The sequence below is a fragment of the Nonomuraea sp. NPDC026600 genome (assembly GCF_040638335.1).
GTDB lineage: Bacteria > Actinomycetota > Actinomycetes > Streptosporangiales > Streptosporangiaceae > Nonomuraea.
The window spans coordinates 56981-77717 of the sequence record NZ_JBEZYD010000026.1; the positions used below are offsets into that span (position 1 = coordinate 56981).

15 protein-coding genes are annotated in these 20737 nt (G+C 70.8%); 12 read left to right on the plus strand and 3 right to left on the minus strand.

Annotation, left to right across the window (positions count from 1 at the left end):
- Positions 1–78: 78 nt before the first annotated feature.
- From AB0F17_RS42825 to AB0F17_RS42880, 12 genes are all read left to right on the plus strand, one after another.
- On the plus strand, positions 79–7560 hold the full coding sequence (locus AB0F17_RS42825) for a hypothetical protein (RefSeq protein ID WP_358035510.1): 7482 nt from the start codon (positions 79–81) through the stop codon (positions 7558–7560).
- Complete coding sequence (locus AB0F17_RS42830; protein ID WP_358035513.1) at positions 7560–7775, plus strand: hypothetical protein; 216 nt, start codon at positions 7560–7562, stop codon at positions 7773–7775. The genes AB0F17_RS42825 and AB0F17_RS42830 overlap by 1 nt, the downstream gene beginning before the upstream one ends.
- Positions 7776–8030: a hypothetical protein gene (locus tag AB0F17_RS42835; protein ID WP_358035515.1), complete on the plus strand. Its 255-nt coding sequence runs from the start codon at positions 7776–7778 to the stop codon at positions 8028–8030.
- Between the two features lie 207 nt (positions 8031–8237).
- Positions 8238–8699, plus strand: coding sequence for an IPT/TIG domain-containing protein (locus AB0F17_RS42840; RefSeq protein ID WP_358035785.1), 462 nt, complete (start codon positions 8238–8240; stop codon positions 8697–8699).
- A gap of 27 nt (positions 8700–8726) precedes the next feature.
- A complete protein-coding gene (locus tag AB0F17_RS42845) occupies positions 8727–10397 on the plus strand; it encodes a hypothetical protein (protein WP_358035517.1) in 1671 nt (556 codons plus the stop codon).
- Positions 10398–10487: 90 nt separating this feature from the next.
- On the plus strand, positions 10488–10715 hold the full coding sequence (locus AB0F17_RS42850; RefSeq protein WP_358035519.1) for a hypothetical protein: 228 nt from the start codon (positions 10488–10490) through the stop codon (positions 10713–10715).
- A 32-nt stretch (positions 10716–10747) separates the two neighbouring features.
- Positions 10748–12019, plus strand: coding sequence for a hypothetical protein (locus tag AB0F17_RS42855; protein WP_358035521.1), 1272 nt, complete (start codon positions 10748–10750; stop codon positions 12017–12019).
- Between the two features lie 66 nt (positions 12020–12085).
- Positions 12086–14056 (plus strand): 2'-5' RNA ligase family protein, encoded by a 1971-nt coding sequence (locus AB0F17_RS42860; protein WP_358035523.1) that lies wholly within the window; start codon positions 12086–12088, stop codon positions 14054–14056.
- A complete protein-coding gene (locus tag AB0F17_RS42865) occupies positions 14053–14400 on the plus strand; it encodes a hypothetical protein (RefSeq protein ID WP_358035525.1) in 348 nt (115 codons plus the stop codon). Before AB0F17_RS42860 ends, AB0F17_RS42865 begins: the two co-directional genes overlap by 4 nt.
- Positions 14401–14532: 132 nt before the next feature.
- Complete coding sequence (locus tag AB0F17_RS42870) at positions 14533–15864, plus strand: phage major capsid protein (protein ID WP_358035527.1); 1332 nt, start codon at positions 14533–14535, stop codon at positions 15862–15864.
- Positions 15865–16007: 143 nt separating this feature from the next.
- Positions 16008–16499 (plus strand): hypothetical protein, encoded by a 492-nt coding sequence (locus tag AB0F17_RS42875; protein ID WP_358035529.1) that lies wholly within the window; start codon positions 16008–16010, stop codon positions 16497–16499.
- A gap of 11 nt (positions 16500–16510) precedes the next feature.
- Positions 16511–16993 (plus strand): hypothetical protein, encoded by a 483-nt coding sequence (locus AB0F17_RS42880; protein ID WP_358035531.1) that lies wholly within the window; start codon positions 16511–16513, stop codon positions 16991–16993.
- Here AB0F17_RS42880 and AB0F17_RS42885 read toward each other — a convergent pair.
- The 3 genes from AB0F17_RS42885 to AB0F17_RS42895 are packed head-to-tail and all read right to left on the minus strand — an operon-like array spanning position 16990 to position 20676.
- Entirely contained in the window at positions 16990–17238 is a 249-nt protein-coding gene (locus AB0F17_RS42885; protein ID WP_358035532.1) for a hypothetical protein, read from the minus strand. The two genes, AB0F17_RS42880 and AB0F17_RS42885, sit on opposite strands and share 4 nt — an antisense overlap.
- A 1-nt stretch (position 17239) precedes the next feature.
- Positions 17240–18193, minus strand: coding sequence for a hypothetical protein (locus AB0F17_RS42890; RefSeq protein WP_358035534.1), 954 nt, complete (start codon positions 18191–18193; stop codon positions 17240–17242).
- Positions 18190–20676, minus strand: a complete 2487-nt coding sequence (locus AB0F17_RS42895) for a DNA translocase FtsK 4TM domain-containing protein (protein ID WP_358035536.1) — start codon at positions 20674–20676, stop codon at positions 18190–18192. The genes AB0F17_RS42890 and AB0F17_RS42895 overlap by 4 nt, the downstream gene beginning before the upstream one ends.
- Positions 20677–20737: the final 61 nt, after the last annotated feature.

The following is a 20737-nucleotide window of genomic DNA, read 5'->3' on the forward strand; positions in this document are numbered from 1 at the left end:
ATCAGCGGACCGGGACACTAGCCCGTCCCGCCGTGTTCCCTGCCCAGCACACCAGCACGGGGCAGAGCAGGGGGCACGGTGACCAACCAGCGGACGTGGACCATCGGCGGAGTCACGTACACCGCCGACTTGGAGGCCAAGGCCCGACGCCTGCGCAACGCATTCGACCCCGAACAGCCACGCGACCGGAAAGGCCGCTGGATCGAGACCGGCGCGTCCGTCTCCATTTGGGGTGGCGGCACCGGAACCGTCGCCCGCAACCTGGGCGGCGGCCGCCTGGAGGTGCACACCGCGGACGGACGCAAGCTCGCAATCCACCGCAACTACTTGACGGTCACGGCCGCGCCGGGCGGGAAGAAGCCGTCCGGTAACCCCGCGGACCGGCCCCGGCCGCAGCGCGCCGCCAAGCCCTCCAAGGATGTGCAGGAGTTCACGCCGTCCGGGCAGGACACCCGCGTCCCCGTCTCTGAGCTTCGGCCCGGCCAGCTCGCGTACGTGCACGGCTGGGACCAGTTCGGCGACAGCACCAGCAACCTTGGCCGCATCTCCGGCGTCTCGCCGGCGGGCCCGCCGGAGGACGCCGACACCAAGCCCGGTTCGGGCTGGTCCGTCTCCTTCGTGGACAACGTCAACCGGCATTGGACGATGTTCACAACCGACGACGCCGTGGCCCGCGTCGTACCGGACGAGGACTTCGCCCGCCTGGTCGAGGCCGAACGGTTGAACGAGCAGGAGCAGGCCGACCGGATCGCGCGCGAGATCCGCGACAAGGTCAACGCGATCGACGAGGCAGAAGCCTCTGCCCAGCCGGAAGCGCCCTCGCCGGCCGAGGGCGGCGAGGAGCGGCCCGAACTGCGCGCCCGCCAGTGGATCAGCACGCAGGCGTTCAACGACCCGGTCCGCGTCGAGCAGATCCAGGACACCCTCACCGGCGTCGAGGTCGAGGTCGTCACGATCCGCGGCGACCGGCGCACCCTGGCGGAGGAGGAGCTCGGCGACTGGCAGCCTGCCGACGAGCCGCCGAACCACCGCGCGGACGGTGCCCCCGTCTCCCCGCAGACCCGCCCTCAAGAGGGCCTGTTCGCGGACATGGGCACCGACAAGGACGGCAACCGCGACATCTTCATGGCGGCGGACGACGAGGACGACCAGCCCGCGCCCGCCGCAGCACAGCCCGACGAACTCGCGCCCGGCGACGCACCAGATGAGCCGGAGACCGACGAGCTCACGCCCAGGGCCGGCGTCTTCGACGACGCAGCCAGCGAGCAGATCACCGCCGCGGCGGCCGCGTACCAGGAGGCGCTCGCTGGTGACGACGAGATGGCCATGCTGCGCGCCTGGTCGGAGTTCCGCGACCTGGTGGACGAGCGCGGCCGCACCGGCGGGGTGAACAGTCCGCAGTACGAGGAAGGGGATCGGCTCACCCGCGTGGGCGTGAGTCTGCGCGACGACTGGGACGAGGCGCACCGCGAGGTCATCCGGGAGAACCGGCGCCGGGTGGACCGGATTCTGAAGGCGCGCGACCGGGCCGAGAAGCGAGCCGACGAGGGCGACCTTGACGGCGGGCTGGCCATCATCGACGAGATCGCCACCGAGTACCCAGACGGCGAGAACTGGGACCGGGTCCGCGCCCTGGTGCGCGACAAGTGGGTAGACCCGTCCCCGCTGCCCTCCATTGACGACGGCACCCCGCCGTCCCCTGAGGGGATGAGCGACGCCCGGCGGGCGGTGCTCGTCAACGCGATCGAGCGCATGGCCACGGGCTACCGGTGGACGGGCGACCCCGGCCGGTACATCGCCGAAGCGCACGGCGAGCACCGGTACAAGGGCGAGGCGGGGCAGTCGGAGAAGGACTGGATCGACGCCTACATTGCCGCACACCCCGAGGTCCTGACGTTCACGGATAAGGAGATCGTGCGGCGCACCCGCCAGCAGGAGCGGGAGCGGGAGAACCGGAAGAAGGAAGCGACCGCCCGGTCCGGCCAGGCCAAGCAGGCGTTCGACGCAGGCGACTTCGACCAGGCGCTGAAGCTGATCGACCAGGCTGAGGAGCTCGACCCCACCCAGGAGCGGTGGGACAACATCCGCCGCATCATCCGTGAGGGCCAGGCCGAGGCCGGGCAGCCCACCGCGGCCCAGGACGGTACCGCAGAGCCGACGCCGGACCCTACCGCGGAGCCAGAGAGCGACCAGGACGCTGAAGCATCTGCCCCCGCCTTGTCCGCGCCGGAGACTCAGCCGGACGAGGCCCAGGACGACAGCCCCGCCAGGGAGGGCGACGAAAGCGAGCTGGGCGCCCGGCATCGGCAGCGGCGCCAGGAGTCCGAGCAGCGCGCCGTGGCCCGCGACCAGGCCGCGCAGGAGCGCGCCGAGGGTGACCATGCCGTACGGGAGCGCGCCGCCAGCCGCCAGCAGATGACCGCGCTGGCCAGGCAGGCACGCGAGGCGTACAACGCCGGCGACGTCGAGGAGACGTCTCGACTGCTCGACGAGGCCGAGCAACTCGCCCCGGGCAACCCGCGACTCGGCATGATCCGCCGCGTCATCCGTGAGGCGCAGCCAGCGGAGGAGCCTCCCAGGAAGACCACGCCGGAAGGGCAGGCGTACGCCGACGAGATTCGCGTCGGGGACACGCTCTCGGAGGCGCACTGGCGCATGACCGGCCCTAGCGCAGGCGCGCTCCGCCAGGGCGCAAGCTCGTACGCGAACCCAGCGGGCCCGGCCCGGCTAGGCGAGCCCGAGCGGGACAGCCGCCGTGTCACCGACATCCAGGAGGAGGCGGGCGGTCGCCTCACGTTCGTCTTTGACGACGGCGCCCGGATCAGCCGCCGCCGCGATGCGCTGGTCACCCGCGGCACTCCGGCCGAAACCCACGGCGGCGAGGACATCCCCCAGGCGAACGCACAGACCGGTGACCGGATCCGGTTCGACACCGCCGGGCCGACGCTGCCCGCCGCCCTGGACCGGGAGGCGCTCGGCATCGCCCGGTTCGAGAAGGTCACCGTGGCGGGCAGGATATCTCGCCGCCAGCCCGGCATGCCCTCGGTGGCGCTGGACGACGTCACCATCACCCGGGCGGATGGCACCACCGTCCCGGCGCCGTCCGGGACGCGGTTCTCGATCCCGCGCCGTGTGGTGCGGCTCGACGACAGCGAGCCCGCCCCGGCACCGGAGCAGGTACCCGGCGCGGGACTGCGCGAGGGTGACCGCATCTCGAGCCCGACCGGCGATGTGGCCGTGGAGCGGGTGGAGCAGTTCGACGACGGGCTCGTGTCGGCGCTTGTGCGCGGCGACGACGACCGGCGGGAGCGGCACCTCATCGCCGCTGACCGCGCCGTCCGGCTCGCGCCCACGCAGGACGGCGACCAGGTGGACGAGGACGAAGCGTCCGGCCTGGCCTTGGGCGAGTGGGTGCTCATCGATGACGTCCCCGTCCAAGTGGCGTCAGTACCGGAGATGGACGGCGGGCGCGCCCGGTTCGACGTACGCGACCAGGATGGCCGCCTGTCGGAGATGGAGCTCGACGAGCGGCTCCTGCTGACCCGGATCACGGGAACACCGACCCGCGAGCCGGAAGCCCCGGCCGTCCCGCCAGCGGAGCCGGAGCGCGTCACCGCCGTGGATCTGCCGGACGGCATCCCGACCGGCAGGGTGCGGCTCCGCACCGACCAGCGGCGCCGGCTGCTGGACCTCAACCTGGACGCCACCAGTTCGGGCGCTTCCCCAGAAGTGGCGCAGGCTGTGGCCAGGCTGCGCGCCCGCCGCGAACTGTCCGCCGAGCAGATGCAGGCCCTGGCCGCGCACCTGCGCACGATGGCCGCTGACGAGAACACGCCTGCGCCGCGCCAGCGTGCGCTCGCCCGTACCGCCGGATGGGTCGAGGCCGCCAACGCGAGGCTGGAAGGGTTCCCGCCGCCGCCGCACGACCCCGGCCGCCCAGGGCCGGAACGGGCGTACGCCCGCAACTTGGGCATGGGCGACGTGATCGCCCTCCCGGGCGAGGACGGTACGGTCCGGTTCGGCACCGTGACGGCTACCCGCCCCGTGAAGGGGTTCGGGCTGCACCAGGTGCACGTCCGGCACGAGGACGGCAGCGTGGAGCAGCGGGTCCTGCCGGACGGCGTGGACCTGTGGCTGATGCCCGACCTGCCAGCGGATCAGCCCCTCCGCCCGGCCGACTTCACGCGCGAGCACGTCACCGCCGACCGGATCGACGTCGGCGACACCATTCGCTGGGACGGCACCGATTTCGCTGACCCCGTCGTGGGCCAGGTGCTGTCCGTGAAGCGGCGCGGCGGCGAGTTCGCCGAGACTCGTCTGTACGAGATGACCGTGCTGGACGGCGACGACGAGCAGCGTACGATCACCGTCGCTGACCGGGGTTGGCCCTCGGTGGAGCGGCTCGACCGCGGGCCCGCCACGACCGGGCAGCCGTACGACTCGGTGATGGCGCCGGAGAACGCCGAGTACGTGGGCTGGCGCGACCTGCGCGTTGGCGACCGCGCCCAGGTGATGATGGCGACCGGCACCATCACCGGCATCACCCGCCATCCGGCGGCCGACGACGTGCCCGAGGGCGTCACGGTCCAGATCATGGCCGACTCGGGCGAGCACCGCTCCGTGTCGGTGTTCGACGACCCGGACGCCCCGGACGACTACATCGACCCTTCGGTGATGCGGCTCATCCCCGCCGACGACAACGCGGCCGCCCGCATCGCCGCCGTACGGCGCGAGCGGGAACAGATCAGCCGCGAACGCGAGTTCACCGCATTCCTCGCCGACCTGGAGACGACCCGCTCCCGGTGGGCGGCAACCGACGTCGCCGAAGCGCTACGCGAGCTCCCGGCCGGAGCAGGGCGTGAGGAGGCGCTCGCCGCCGCTCTGGACCGGCTCGACCGCATCGACGCCACGACCGACAGCACCGCGGCGACGCTCGCGTTCCGGCTCGGCGCCCGGGACGACGCCCAGACCGCCGCCATGGCGTCGGCCACCAGTGCCGTCACCGGCGCCGTCAAGGCCCGCGCCACGGGCCGCATCCGCGCCGCACTCGAAGGGGCGGACCCGCTCGGCAGCGAGACGTGGCCGCGCGCTCTGGCCCGAGTCGCGGCCGCGTACCGAGACCATCCGCCCGCCCCCGGCGTGCTGCCCGCCGGCATGTCGCTCGCGCGGCTGCGTGACCGCATCAAGGGCGCGCCCGAGCAGCCCACGCCGCGCATGCCCGACATGCCACCGGACGCCGACCTGCCCGGCCGTCTGGCCGCGTACCGGGCCCAACTCCCCGACGACCTGACCAACCTGGGCCAGCAGCCCGTCATGCGGACGCTGTTCGAGCCGACCACTCTGGAGGACCTCGAAGCCGGGCGTGTCCCCGCCGTACGGCAGGACATGCTGTGGGCGCCCGACATCGCGGACGACGACGGCCCCGGCCCGGAGGCGATGCGGCAGCTTGCCGTGCTGCGTACAGCGGGCGCTGACCTCGACGTGAGGTTCCGGCAGCACCTTGCCGGGCGGGCCGACGCGCTTGGCGCGGAGCTCGACGCCGTCACGCGGGAGCGCGGGCAGGCGTGGAAGGCGGCCGATGACCTGGACGCGGAGATCGCCCGTGTACGGAGCGACGGCGGCATCCCGGACGAGGGTCTGCTGGGGCAGCGGGACGATGCGGCCGCGCGCTGGGAGGCGGCCGCGGTGCGCGAGCAGGAGCTCCGGCGCATGCTCGCCGAAGCTCGCCGCGAGGCGCTCGCCGCCACCCTGGCCGAGGTGCGGCAGGTGGGCGGCGACGGGCTTGACTACATCGACCGGAACCGGCGTGTCCTGACTGCACGGGCGGGGTCGAACGCTGGGGCGCTCCGCTACGTGGAGGAGGTCCTCCCGTCCGACTGGCTCGCCGCGGCGCGCGAGTCCGGGCCCGTCGAGGTGGTGACCGGGCCTGGCCAGCACGTGCACGTCCGCGCGGACGGCTCCACCCGGATCAGCCTGCCCACTGACGACCACACGCAGATCGCGCCGGCGATCCGAGAGGGGCAGCCCGGCCGCGTCCCGGTGCCGTCCGCGCAGCCCGGCGGGGTGGCCAAGGCCACGGTGGCGGCGCACGAGCTGGGCCACCACCTGGAGGCGACCGTGCCCGGCCTGCGCGCGGCGGGCCAGGCGATGCTGTGGGACCGCACCAGCCACGGCGACGTCGGCGACCGCGTCAGGCCTGAACCGATCTCCGGTGAGGACCGCGGCCGCCCGTTCGAGATCTACCCGGGCGACTTCCCCGACGCGCGCACCGGCCGTGTCAACGGCGACGGCACCCAGGAAGTGTTCGCCAACGTGCTGGAGTCGCTGGCGGGGCACGGCGACTACGCCGACGACGATCTGCGGCACTGGGGTCTCGGCGTGCTCGCCCTCCTGGCCACCGACGCGACCGGCCCGCAGGGCGGCACCCGTCGCGAGGAGAGGGCGGAGCGGCGCGACCCGCTCGACGGCATCAACCTGCTGGCGCTGACGGACGAGCAGTTGCGGGCGCTGCTGGCGCGGATCGACGACCCGCGGGCAGTCGCTCGCCTGCGCGGGCTGCTCGACGAGCGCGAGCAGCATCGTACCGGCGGCGGCGAGATCGACCTGACCGACGTGTCGGACGCCGAACTGGAGTCGATGCTGCTGGCCGGCTGGGACGGCTACGGCGACGATCCGGCGAAGACGGCGTTGCAGGACCGGGTGATCGCCGAGACCGAAGCGCGTGAGGCCGAACGCGGCCGCCGCGGCGACGAGCTCGGCGACCTCGCCGCGTCCGAACTGCTGTCCATGGACACCGACGACCTCGCCACGCTGTACGGCCGCAACCTGGGCCGGTACGGGCTCGACCCGGCGGTCACGTCGCTGCTCGACCAGATCAGCGCCGAACTGGAGGAGCGCGACCGGCGCCGCGACATCGGCTCCGACCCGTACGCGGGGCTCGACCTGGCGGGGATGAGCGAGGAGCAGCTCGCCGAGTTGATCGAGCGGCACCAGCCGCTCTATCACTCCGACCCGTGGTCCGGGGCGCTGGTGCGGCGGGTCATCGCCGAGCTCGACGACCGTGACCGGCAGCAGGGCGCGGAGGACGATCGCACTCCGGAGGAGACCCGGATGGACGAGCTCATCGGCCAGGGGTGGAACCCGCGCGAAGCGTACGCCGAGGTGTACGGCTTGTCGGAGGAAGAGATGGACCGTCAGGAGCGGATAGCGATCATCGACGCTGAGCGTGGCGCTGGGGAGCGGCGGGAGCAGGTGGTGCGCCGCATGTACAAGCAGTGGGTGTACGAACAGGCCCTTGATGCGGAGAAGGCGACGAACGGCTACATGCTGTCGCCGCTCGGCCGGAAGGCCGGCGTGAACCCGGAGCGGTTGTGGGGTGGCAACGCCGATCACGCGTACGCGTACGCGTCGGAGGAGCTCAAGCGGTGGTGGGCAGATCAGCCGAACGGCGGCAGGATGACCTACGACGAGTGGCGCGCCCAGTGGCTCGGAGACTCCCGCGACCGCAGGCAGGCACAGGAACGACGGCAGACCGCGGGCAACGGAAAGGACTTCGGCTGATGAGCACCGGCCAGGGGCGGACGCCCACCGATGAGGAGCTGGTCGCTGCGCGCCGCTCCGCCAGGCGCGCGGCGTGGCTCGGCGCTCCGCCCGGCGTGTGCCAGTACGACCCGCGCAACCCGGACGAGCGGACGCTGGCCACCGTGTGGGTCGCCACCTACGTTGACGCACTCCCCAACGACGACGCGGCCGCCGGCGGCCAGGAAGAGGCCTAAGTGGATCGCATCGTGGAGGGGTACCTCGTCGGCGTCTACTACGCGGTCACCGTGGCCGAGACCGCGCCAGGCGGAGACGACACGATCGGCGTCGTCTCTGGCGCGGCCGCGGCGCGCCGGCTGCTGGAGTTCCACAACGGGAAGCCGTTGCCGCACTCCGGCAACGTGCTCGACGTGGCCAACCCGGACATGGTCGTGGCGGCGCTCCAGGAACTGACGCACGTCATCCACGTCCGGCCGGCCGAGGCGGAGTGATCGGAGCCAGACGCTAGCCACGGTCGCCCGGCAGGGTGCTGGATGTGCGGGGGTTGGGGTGGCGGTTCGGGCTCGCCATAGGGATCACGCTGGGACTGATTGTGGGGTCGGTCCTGCTGTGGATCTGCGCGCCTGAACCGCCACCCGCGGACATCTATCTCGACGGCCCGCCGCTTCAGACCGCAAGCGTGAGGGGACGCCGTGACGATGTACCGGGCCAACGGCACACAGATCAACAAGACTCAGGCGACAGCGCTCGTCACCGCCGTGCCGGTGACCGACCCGCTGGTGAAGGTTGCCGAGCACATCTATGAGGGTGTGCGGCCGGACGGGACCGACTTCCCGCCCCGCCGCCGCCGGCTCGTGTTCCGCAAGGACCAGATCATCCGCACGTCCGAGCTGAACGCCTGCTTCCCGGCTCCGACAATCAAGTCGATCAGCCCGGCCACGGGCGCGGCCGCCGGCAACACGCTCGTCACCATCAAGTGCACGAACGCGACCCCGGGCACCACGGTCACATTCGGCGGCACCGCCGCGACCAGCGTCGTGGTGGAGGACGAGAGCACCATCACCTGCCGGACCCCGGCCAAGACAGCGGGCGCGGCCGACGTCGTGGTCACGAACGACTCTGCTGGAGTCACCGCCACTGGCGGCTTCACCTACGCCTGACCCATCCGAAAAGGAGAGCCACCCCCCGTGGCCGTGTACCAGTGGAGCCGGTTCGGCGTGCAGTACAAGGCCGTGCTGGATGTGAAGGCGTACGACCCCGACCAGCCGCGCGGCTGGCACGGGCGGTGGATCCAGGTCGGCAGCGTGGTCCGGCTCCACGGCGGAGGCCAGGCCACCGTCGTTGGCAACAGCGGCGACTGGTATCAGGTACGCCATACCAGCGGACATGTGACGACCATCCACAGCAGGCAGATCGCCGCGGTGGTGAGCACGCCGGCCCCGGCTCGCGCCGCGCGTACGCGGGCGGGCAAGGTGCAGCCGGGCCAGACGGCGACGGCGGCGGACCTGGCCGTCCTGGATGAGCGGCTGTGGGCCGACCTTGACCCGGCCGGGCGGCTCAAGCTCACCGAACTGGAAGCCAAGGACCATAACCTGTTCATGCGGAACCGGGCTATGGCCAAGCGGCAGATCATGCAGGACCTGACGCGCCGCATCGAGCACGTGGACGATGAGTACGTGCTGGAGGAGCCGGTGCGGGCAGCGCTGGCCCGGATCCGGTCGGGCGAGTCCGTCATGGTCCGCTCCCCCACGCGGGCGGTGGCGTTGCACGCGCAGCCGGACAGCCCGGACCTGCCGAACGACCTGGCCGACTGGACGTACCAGGAGGTGCTTCCGGAGGAGTTCGAGCAGGCGCGGCAGTCGATGGCCATGAGCGACTTCGAGGTCATCGACGCCGACCGCTACCGGGCCCTGCACCGGGAGAGCATGGTGGCCGCCATGATCAACGCGTGGGCGTTCGACGCCGTGTCGCCCCGGTCGCTGGCCATCCAGGTTGTGGCCCGCGAGCAGTTCGGTCTGGAGCGGACCACGATGGACGGCGTGAAGCCCCACCGGCTGGAGATGGCCGGCGAGATCCTGGACAAGCAGCGGCCATTTGTGGAGGCGTTCGTGCACGGCCAGTACGACGCCACCCAGGAGTGGCTACGGGAGGCGGGCGTCACCCACCTGCATGTGCTGCGCGGCATGGTGTGGGACGCCACAGACACCGAGGAAGGCGTGCCCGCGTGGGCCGACCGAGACCGTGGACCGGACGCGTACGAGGCCGATGTGCCGCTGCGGCCGCTGTCGTCGTTCACGCTGTCGCCGTTTACGGCGCAGGAGTTCGTCGGCCAGGAAGGCGACACTTTCGAGTGGATTCACGAGCACGGCGTCGTCATCGACGGCACCGTCCCGGCTGCGCGCGTCTTCGCGCTGCCTCGTACGGGGATCGGCTGCCTGAACGAGTGGGAGGCGGTACTGCTGGGCGGCACCGACCGGTGGCGTGTGGTCGGCCGTGTCGGCAAGTATCGCTTCTATCTTCAGCACCTGATCGCGACGGCGGGGAGCCGTTATGAGCAGTTCGTCGCCACCGAGTTCGCCCGTAGCATGGGGATGATGGAGATGATCCCCGATTCATGGACGACGGGACAGAAGGCCCTTCCGGTCGAGGAGGCTGCGGTGGCGCGCAAGCAGGCTTGGGACGTGTGGAACGGCGGCCGGATCGCCACCGACCTGGACACTTGCGTGAAGGCGTCCGGCATGAGCCGGGAGGAGACAGCGCGTGACCTTCTCGCTCGGCAGCATCTGGTGGATGTTCCGGCCGACCTGCTGGAGGAGTGCCGGCGTGTTGTCGCCACCCAGAATGCAACGCCAGCATAGACGCCACTAAAGAACGTGCGGTAATCTTTGAAGGTTGACAGGTTGGCGGTCGTCTACGCCCGCTGCACACCCGGAAAGGAGACCGTAGCCATGCCCGCACCTACCATGACCGTCGTGGAAGAAGACAGGACCCGGCGCCCGCAGCGGCCACACCCCAACGTCGTCGCCCGCGAGCAGGCATACAGTCGGCTCCGTGACGAGTGGATGGCAGCCCACCCGGGCGCCGAGGACGACGCCATGCTCAACGACCCCGACTTCGTCCGGGCCATGAACGTGATCGACGGCCGCGACCCCAACCACGGGCTCGACGAAGCCTGACGTTAACCCGACCCACCGAAGATCATCCCGGCGTGGGTCGGGAAGCGGGCGGCGACTGGCAGCCGCGAGGATGGCACGGGCGATGGATCGAGATCGGCGACCGCGTCCAGCTAGTCGGCTTCGGCCGGACAGGGACCGTAAGCGGCGCCAGCCGACGCCGCGGCGTCGGCGTGCAATGGGACGACGGCGGTACCACGACCGTCGCACCTCACCGGTTGAAGGTGATCGAGTCCACCCCGTACACGCCCCCGCGGCACGTCCCCGAGGCCGACTCGACCGCCACCCCGGATGGGGCCGCCGCCTACTTCTCCCGCCCCGGGCACCCCGGCGACGCGTGGGTCCGCTACGACGAGAGCGGCGACCTGGACGGCTGGATCCGCTACAACCGCGACGACCCGTCCACCATCAGCCGCTACCGGGAGGTCTTCAACGATCCCGCATGGCGGCGCGACGTGGACGCGATGGGGCTACGCGAGGCCCCTCCGCCCGGCACGACGTCCCCGGCCAGGCCGTCCCTCGCTGACCTGATCCCCGCGTCCAGAGACGACGTTCACAACCGGGGAGGGGAGATCACCGAGGCGTTCCGGCGGGAGCTCCAGCACCATAACTACGCTGGCTTCGGCGTCGTCATCGACCTGGCCGACTCGTCCTACTCCGAAGAGTTCGGCGGCACCGTCACCCTGGACGCCAAGGTCGTCAAAAACGGCCGGAAAGCCGGGCAGACCACACGAATTTTCCACCGCGATCTCGACGGCAGCCTGTGGGTGTCGCACGACTACCTCAAGATGGAAGACGAATACCAGGGGCAGGGCTTCGCCAGCGCCTGGAACGGCCACCTCGAGGGGTGGTACCGCGAATCCGGGCTGGAACGGATCGAGATCCAGCCCGGCCTGTCCGCTGGCGGCTACGTGTGGGCCATGAACGGCTACGTGTGGTTCGACGGCTACGAGGCGGGCCCCTTCATGCTGCCCGCTGAGGGCAGCGAGCACCGCAAGAAGCCCGTCCCGCGCCTCATGGGCGAGATCGACGCCCTGGAGAGGCTGTTGGCGGTCAACCGGGACGGCTCCGCACCCGCCGGGTACGGGCTGACCGACGATGAGATGGAGCAGGAGCAGGCCGAGCTCGAGGCCGCCCGCGCCATCCTGGAGCGGCTGCGCCTCCCCTTCCATGACCCGGCCTACCCGTCGCCGCGTGACATCGCCCTGATCGGGTGGAAGCCAGGCCGTGATCGCAAGAACGATCCGTGGCTCGGCCACCGCGTCATGGCAGGTAGCAACTGGCGGGGCGTGAAGTGGCTGACCTGATCGTGGCCGGACGCTAACGGCCCTGCGCGGCCACTCTGCACGGCAGTCGATCAGGGGGTGGCTGCGGTGCCAACGCTGGAGCTCGAACGGAAGGCGGCCGGGGGGCTTGCCGCCGGCATCGTCAACGCGCAGGACGAGGGCATCGTAGAAGCCCTGGTCAGCGTCACAGGTGTCGTCGATAACGTCGGCGACCTGATCTTGCCCGGGGCATACACCGAGACGCTCGCGCAGCGCACGCCGAAGGGCTTTTTCTCGCACGACGACAAGGTATGGGTGGCCCGTACCGAGCAGGTGGAGGAACTGCTGCCGGGCGATCCGCGGCTGGCCGCCATGGCTGCCGAGGCGAAGATCGCATGGCCGCGCGAGGCGGGCGCCCTGTACGTCAAGGCCCGCTTCAACCTGGAGACCAAGGACGGGCGCGAGGCCTTCAGCAACGTCAAGTTCTTCGGCCAGGAGCAGGAATGGTCCATCGGCTACCGGGTCCCGAAGGGCGGCGCGACCCGCGACGCCAAGGGCATCCGCAGGATTAAGAAGCTCGACTTGTTCGAGTACTCGCCGGTCGCGTTCGGGGCCAACTCGCAGACGTTCACCCTGTCGGTCAAGTCGGCGCTGGCCGACGACGACCTGCCCGGCCGGATCGCTGACTGCCTGCGCGACGGGGCGCCGCTTGAGGTCAAGCGGGATCTGATCCGGGAGGCGCGCGAGAGCGGGCAACTCGACCTGGTGCCGATGGGGTGGCAACTCGGCATGGACGCTGCGGTCGCGCTGGAGGACCTGGCGGCCGCCAGCGGGCGGGAGGTGAAGGCCGACCGCGCAGACGCCGGGACGGGCGTCATGGTGGCGTTCGTGCTGCCCGGCGAGGTAGCTGAGCAGCTCGCCGTCCCGGACGGCGTGCCCGCCGGCGACCTGCACGTCACGCTCGCCTATCTCGGTAAGGAGCTCGACGAGGCGGGGCTCGCCTCGGTGGCTGACGTCGTCAGCGAGGTGGCCGCCGGGGCGGCGCCGCTGTCCGGCGTGGTCGGCGGGATCGGCGCGTTTCCTGCGGGTGAGGACGGCGTGCCGGTGTACGTGCCGGTGGACGTGCCCGGCCTGGAGGTGCTGCGGCAGCAGCTCGTGGAGCGGCTGGCCGAGGCCGGGATCGCGCTGGCAACAACCCACGGCTACACGCCGCACGTCACCCTCACCTACCTGCCGGACGGCGAGGTGACGATGCCGGAGCCGATGCCCGCCCACGAGGTGGCGTTCGGCGAGGTGGCGGTGGTGCGCGGCGGCAAGGTGACGCCGTTCCCGCTCGGCAGTGCCGATGCCGCCGCCGAGGAGCCGGATGGGGACGACGGCGGGGACGGCTGGGACGACCTCCTCGACGTCGGCGACCCCGAGGAGGGCGAGGAGACGAAGGATGCTCAGCTCGACGTGGCCCGTGCGATGGGGTTGCCCGTGCCCGTCAGCTTGGAGGAGGTGCGCGAGCAGATCCGCCAGGCCGTGGCCAGGTGGGCGCGCGAGGCTGGATTCCCTGGATGGGTGAACCTGGTGGCGACGTTCTCCGACGTCGCGTTCGTGTGCGTCCACGACGACACCGAGATCGAGCAGACGCTCCAGGTGCCGTACGAGGTCACTCCCGCCGGCCGGGTGACGATCGGCGAGCCCCTGCCCGCTGAGGTGACCATGTCGGGCGTTCCGGACGAGGGCGCGCTCCTCGCGGTACTGGAGGAGACGGCGGCCGCCGTCAAGCACATCGGGGGCGGGGAGACGAAGGCGGGCAGGGTGCTGTCCTCAGCGACCGCGAAGGACTTGCGCCAGGCGGTCGCGTCGCTGCTCGCCGTGTTCCGGCGGGCGGGGATCGACATCTCTGACCCGACCGAGCCTGACGAGCGGCACATCGACGAGGAGGAGGTACTGCCGGACGAGCCGACCGTCCGGCCGGACTCGACCGCCCCGTCCGCGCTTCCCACGGAGATGAAGGCCCTCTCCCCCGAGATGCTGGCCGAAGCCGCCGAGATCAGCGCTGCGGCGCTACTGATGGCGGTGGAGGAGTGAGGCTGTGGCGGCGCGGCCGCGCATCCGGCTGCGCCCACTGCGAGCGCCTGGAGCGGGTGCTGGCCGACACCCGGCAGGCCCAGGGCGAGGCGGAGCAGGCCGAGCAGCAGACGCGCGTGGAGAAGGACAGGGCGTGGGAGCACGTGGATCGGCTCACGCGCCGGCTGGCCGCGATCGACGGCGACCGGCTGCGCGGCGAGCGCGACGATCTGCGCCTGGAGAACGCCACCTTGCGGGCTCGGCTTGCGCTGGGCGACCGGTCGGAGCTCGCGCGTGCGCGGGAGACCATCGCCCGCCTGGAGGCCCGCCTGGAGGCGGTCGAGCGCGGCGTCGTCACCCTCTGACCTTCCCTGCGTGATCGGGCGCTGACGCAAACCCCGTGTGCCCGCTTTCCTCGCCTTTGATCGTCTGACGTCCCGGTGCTGACCGGGCGGCGCGACCGCGAAGTCAATCCGTGTCAGCATCAAGGGGGAGCCGTGACCACGGCTAAAAGCGACATCAACAAGCGCATCAAGGAACTGACCTCCGCTCTGGAGACAAAGTCCGCCCGGCTCAACGACATCTCCAACACGATCACCGACGAGACCGGCAAGGGCCACTTGGTCCTCTCGACTGAGGCGCACGCCGACTACACCAAGACGCTCGGCGAGGCGCGCGAGATCAAGGCCCTGATTCAGGAGCAGAAGGAGCACCTGGGCATCGAGCGGTTCCTCGACGAGCCAAACGAGCCCAGCCACGCGGCCCGCGACGCCGTGGCGTCCGCGCACGGCAAGCAGCACAAGAGCCTGTCCGAGGCGTTCCTGGGGAGCGACGCCTACTCCGAGATGAAGTCCGGCGCCTTCCGGCAGCTTGGCCAGGTGGCCGAGTTCGAGCAGGGTTTGTACGACTTCGAGCGCAAGGACATCTTCAGCCTGAGCGCTGGCACGCACACCACGCCCGCCTTCGGCACCGCGGAGAACGTGGGCCTCGCCGAGCGGCAGCGCCGCCCTGGCCGGGTGCGCGACCTGTTCCCGTCCGAGCAGACCCAGAGCAACATTTTGTACGGGATCCGGCAGGTCGGGTTTACCAACAACGCCAAGCGCGTGCCCGAGCGGGAGCAGCCGAACGGCGGCCCGGCGCTCGGCAACGACACCGACGTGTTCGGTAAGGCGCCGAAGTCCAAGCTGTCGTTCATCCCGTACACCGCGCCGATCGTCGAGCTCGCCCACACGGTCCACATCCACAAGAACACGCTCGCCGACGAGTCCCGCATCCGGGGCATCATCGACCGCGACCTCGTGGACGGGCTCAAGCTGCGTGAGGACGAAGAGATCCTCTACGGCACCGGTGCTGGCGACGCGATCACCGGCCTGTTCAACATCCCCGGCGCCCAGGAGTACACCGGCCTGGCCGCGGACGCGAAGTTCAAGTCGCTCCAGCTCCGCCGCTCCGCCACGATGGCGATTTTGGCCTTCTTTGAGCCCAACGGCGTGGTCCTGCATCCCTTCGACTGGGAGCAGATCGAAACTGAGCGTGACGATCAGGGCCAGTACCTGATCGCCGTGTCGGTCGCGGTCGGCGGCGAGAAGCGCGTGTGGCGGATGCGGGTCGTGGACACCGCCGCGATCAACCAGGGCACGTTCCTGACCTGCTCCTTTGGCTACGGTGCGAAACTTTTTGACAGGGAGTCCGTGTCCGTCCAGGCATCCACGGAGACGGGCGAGGCGTTCGAGCGCGGCTATGTCGTGCTGCGCGGCTCCGAGCGGATCGGCCTGGCGGTGGACAGGCCCGAGTCGCTGGTGCTCGGCGAGTTCGCCACCACCCCGTGACCTAGGCGAGGTGATCGGGAGGGGACGCTAACGGTCCTCTCCCGGCACTCTCCCCCGCATGACTCCGACCTCGCGTGATCTGCACGTCTACCGCGCCAGAGTGCCCAACACGGCCCGGTGCAAGACCAACGTCGGGAATGCCCGTGCCAGCGCGTAAGCACATCGACGTAGGCGAGCTCGTCAAGGCGTACGAGGCGGGTGCATCCATCCGCGCCCTGGCCAGAGACTACGAGGCGTCGCACACCGCCATTCAGCGCAGACTGAAGGGTCGTGTGGTCATGCGCCCGGTTGGCGGCAGGGCCGGCGGCAACCTCATTCCCCAGCAGGTGCGGGACAAGATCGCCGCCGCTTACGCCGAAGACGCGCCGATGGCGGACATCATGGCCGAGTTCGACGTGTGCGATGAGACGGTGCGCCGTTTCGCGGATGAGGCCGGGATACCGCGGCGGCCGGTCGGCGGGCAGCAGCGTCTCGACCCTGACCAGATCGTGGAGCTGAGCAGCCAAGGGTGGCCGCCCGATGCGATCGCGGTCCTCCTGGACGCGAGCCCTTCCCGCGTGCGGGCGATCCTGCGCGAGCTCCGAGAGGAGCCGGCCGAGGTGTCGGAGGCAGACGCTAACACCGCAGGTGAATGACACTGCCCGGCATGGCATCACCCTCCAGCACGACACGCACCCGCATCACTGACGACATGGTGGACTCGGCGGCCAACCTCTACAAGCAGGGGTGGACGCTACGGAAGATCGCGGCCGAGCAGCGCTGCTCCTTCCAGCGGCTATCCACGCTCCTGCGCCAGCGTGCAGACGTGCAGATGCGGACACCGGCCCATCCGCGGGCGCTGCGGCTGCCTCCGGACAAGCAGGCGGAGATCCGGGCTGCGATCGAGCAGAAGATGAACCAGTCCGAGATCGCCCGGCTGACAAAGGTGACGCCATCGACAGTGGCGCGGTTGGCCGACCGGGAGAACCTCACCCTGTTCAGGGGGAAGCGTCCGAGGTGGGACGTGGATCTGGCCCGGCAGAGGCGGGCCGACAACGTGACCTACCGGAAGATCGCGGACGAGGTCGGCGTGGGCATCATGACCGTGTGGCGCAGGCTGAACCCGGCGTCCTCGAGGACGCCGGGCTAGAACAGGACGTAGCCCTGCGCGTCGAGGTCGATCTCGATGCTCAGGATCTCCGGGTCCTTGGCGTGCGCGGCCGCCAGCCACTCCTGGTGCAGCCGGCGCGTGTTCTCGTGTGCGACGAGCAGGCCGGCGCCGTGGTTGAGCCCGCCGCACACGCACTTGCATTCGGCCTCGTGCGCGTCGTAGCAGCGGGCATCGCAGCGTTGCGTCCGGCCGCCGGGGCGGATCACGGCGAGGAGCGTGGACACCTCAGACGGTCACATCCCACACGTCGATCACGTTGACCGCCTCCGGCAGTTCATCGACCGGGGTCACCAGCACCCACACGTCTGGACGCTCGGGAACGTATCCCCGGTCGGTCAACCACTGCTGCACGTCGTCGGGCAGATCGGTGTAGGAGACGGGAGAGTCCGCGTCGGAGAGGTCGATGCCGTTGGCGTGCTGCTGTTCACCCTCGACGATCGTCAGCGTGAACGTACGGCCTGAGGGCGCCGGACTGAGGAACTCCTCCATGTCGAGCGCGGTCTCCTCCGGCCCGATCGGCTCATAGCCGAGCTGCTCGCGCACCGCGCGCCGCCCAAGCCACCCCAGATACCAGCGGCCCAGGAGCCGGCCGATCAGACCGTTCTCGTCCTCGGTGAACACCGTGGTGCCGCCCGAGCCGCGGATGGCGAACGTGGTCGCGCAGAACGGGCTCATCCGGATCTCGCCGTAGCCATCGGCTGCCACCTCAAGGATGCCGCGGATCCACCACGCCCGCTGACTCCACACGCCGCCGGCAGACCAGGCGACCACCTCGATCAGGTCTTCCTCCGGCTTGGGTCTGATCCACACGCTGGTGTTGCCGTCGCGCCTGGCCAGCAGAGACCGGACGCCCGCATCCAGCCGATTCGCGACGCCACCGGCGCGCTCGGCGAGCAGTTCGACGACCGCGGCCGGGTCGATATCCCATCGCTCGGGCTCCATGCGTGGCCAGAGACTCGACAGATCGACGGTGCCGCCGTCTGCGACGTCGTGCAGGCTCGGCCACTCCTCCCGCTGGCGGGCTGCCTCGACGGCGTGCTGTTCGGCGAGCTCGTCTTCGGTGACAGGCAAGGGCTGGGGGGTGTTGTTGTCGTGCATCGTGTCCTCTTCGGGTTGGAGGTTCCTCTCACTAGGTACAGATGGACGAACGAGGTTGAGCACGTGGGCGGGGGCGGTCATGCGAGTTCCTCCGTGGGTGTGGCGCCGATCAGGTCGGCTTTGAAGGTGGGCAGATCGTCGGGCTTGAGGAGGACCTGGCGAGCTTTGGAGCCCTCGCTGGGGCCGACCACGTTGCGGGCTTCGAGCAGGTCCATGAGACGTCCGGCTTTGGCGAAGCCGACGCGGAGCTTGCGCTGGAGCATCGAGGTGGAGCCAAACTGCGTCGTGATGACGAGCTCGGCGGCCTTGACGAGCAGGTCCAGGTCGTCGCCGATCTCCGCGTCGATGTCGCGTCGGGCGGGCGCGGCGGCGACGTCTTCGCGGTAGTCGGCGCGGGCCTGCCTTTTGCAGTGGGCGACGATCTCGGCGATCTCCTTCTCCGACACGTACGCGTTCTGGACGCGGATGGGCTTGCTGGTGCCCATCGGCAGGAGCAGCGCGTCACCCTGGCCGATCAGCTTGTCGGCGCCAGGCTGGTCGAGGATGACGCGCGAGTCGGTGAGGGAGGAGACGGCGAACGCGAGCCGCGAGGGCACGTTGGCCTTGATCAGGCCGGTGACGACGTCCACAGAGGGGCGTTGGGTGGCGATGACGAGGTGGATGCCGGCGGCGCGGGCAAGTTGGGTGATGCGGACGATCGAGTCCTCGACGTCCTTGGGCGCCACCATCATGAGGTCGGCGAGCTCGTCCACGATGACGAGCAGGTACGGCAGGGTGGTGCGCGGCTCTTCCCCCGGCCGGGGCTTGACGGTGCCGGCGCGGACGGCGGCGTTGTAGTCGTCTACGTGCCGGAAGCTGGTCTCCGCCAGGGTGCCGTACCGGCGGTCCATCTCCCCGACGACCCATTCGAGGGCCTCAGCGGCCTTCTTCGGGCTGGTGATGATGGGGGTGATCAGGTGCGGGATGCCCTCGTACACGCTGAGCTCGACCCGCTTGGGGTCCACCAGCACCATGCGCACCTCGTCGGGGGTGGCGCGCATGAGGATGCTGGTGATCAGCCCGTTGACGCACACCGACTTGCCGGCGCCAGTCGCGCCTGCGATGAGCAGGTGCGGCATCTTGGCCAGGTTCACGACGATGGTCCGGCCCTCGACGTCCTTGCCCAGGCCGACGATCATCGGGTGGCGGTCGGCGCGGGCCACTTGGGAGCGCAGCACGTCGCCGAGCGCGACCAGGTCCTTATCGGTGTTCGGGATCTCGACGCCGATGGCGGCCTTACCGGGGATCGGGGACAGAATCCGCACATCAGCAGACTTGACGGCGTAGGCGATGTTCTTCGTGAGGGCGGTGACCTTCTCCACCTTCACCGCGGGGCCGAGCTCGATCTCGTAGCGGGTGACGGTCGGCCCTCGGGTGAAGCCGATCACCTGCGCGTCGATGCCGAACTGGTCCAGCACACTGGTCAGGGCGTTGACCACGACGGTGTTGGCCTTGGTCTGCGGTCTGGGCGTCCGGCCGGTCTGGAGTAGGGCGAGGTCGGGCAGGGCATAGGGGCCGGGGTCGTGGACTGCGACGGGGAGCAGTTCGGCGGGATCCTCCTGCTCGGGGGTGTCATCGGTCGGCGATGTCGGCGCGGCTGCGGGTGTGGTGGTCGGTGCGACGGGCGCGGCGGTGGCGGGCTGCGGCTTGGTCTCCGGCGTGGCGGGCGCGGGCGTGACAGGAGTGGGCGCGGGTGTGGCGAGGGTGGGCGCCGCGGGCGACTTCTCCGCCGCCTTGACCGGGGCGGGCTGCTCGGTGGTGTCGTCGTCCGTCTCGGCGCGGGCGCGGCGGCGCTCGGCGACGCGATCGAGCACGTCGCGGACAGCGTCCCGGGTGTGCTGGGGGACGCGGTGGAGCGGGACGCCGGTGATGAGCAGCAGCCCGAACACGGCCAGGATCAGCAGCAGCGGGACGACCACGACGACAGGCAGCACGAGCGCGGGCAGCGCGGACAGCAGCCAGCCGACCATGCCGCCGGCGGCCGAGACAGCGTCCCAGCTTCCGCCGTCCCCGAACGGGGCGGGCAAGCCTTGGGTGACGTGGACGATGCCGAGCAGCGCGGCCGCGAGCAGGCACCAGCCGGCGACCGTCCGGCCGGGTGAGGTCTTGGAGCGCAGCAGTCGCCAGGCGACCGCCACGGCGAGGAGCGGCAGCAGCCACGCGCCCACGCCGATCACGGCGCGGATGACGACGTCCACGGCGGTGGCGATGCGGCCGTCCGCGAACCGCCACACGATGGCGGCCAGGATGAGGGCGGCGGCGATGATGGCCAGCGCTATGCCGTCGCGCTGTTGCGCCTTGTCGAGGTTCTTGGCGCCGCGCGCGGCCGCGCCGAGGGTCTTCGCGGTGAGCTTCCAGCCCTTCTTCGGCAGCGTGACGATGAGGGTATTGAGGGCCCAGCCGAGCGGGTCCTTGGACGCTGAGGAGCGGCGTGCCAGCGTGGGCCGCGCCTTGGTCCTGGCGGTGGTCTTGGTGGCGGTCCGTGTGCGGGTGGTGCTGGCCCGGGTGCGTGGTTTGGCGGGCACGAGGTCCTCCGGTGGGGTGAGGAGCGGGGGCCCGCGCCCTGGGCGCGGGCGCGGGCAGGGG

Bases quoted from the DNA above. Each gene is read 5' to 3' on its own strand.
- AB0F17_RS42830 (WP_358035513.1), top strand. From the start codon at position 7,560: ATGAGCACCGGCCAGGGGCGGACGCCCACCGATGAGGAGCTGGTCGCT.
- AB0F17_RS42840 (WP_358035785.1), top strand. From the start codon at position 8,238: ATGTACCGGGCCAACGGCACACAGATCAACAAGACTCAGGCGACAGCG.
- AB0F17_RS42850 (WP_358035519.1), top strand. From the start codon at position 10,488: ATGCCCGCACCTACCATGACCGTCGTGGAAGAAGACAGGACCCGGCGC.
- AB0F17_RS42880 (WP_358035531.1), top strand. From the start codon at position 16,511: ATGGCATCACCCTCCAGCACGACACGCACCCGCATCACTGACGACATG.
- AB0F17_RS42890 (WP_358035534.1), bottom strand. From the start codon at position 18,193: ATGACCGCCCCCGCCCACGTGCTCAACCTCGTTCGTCCATCTGTACCT.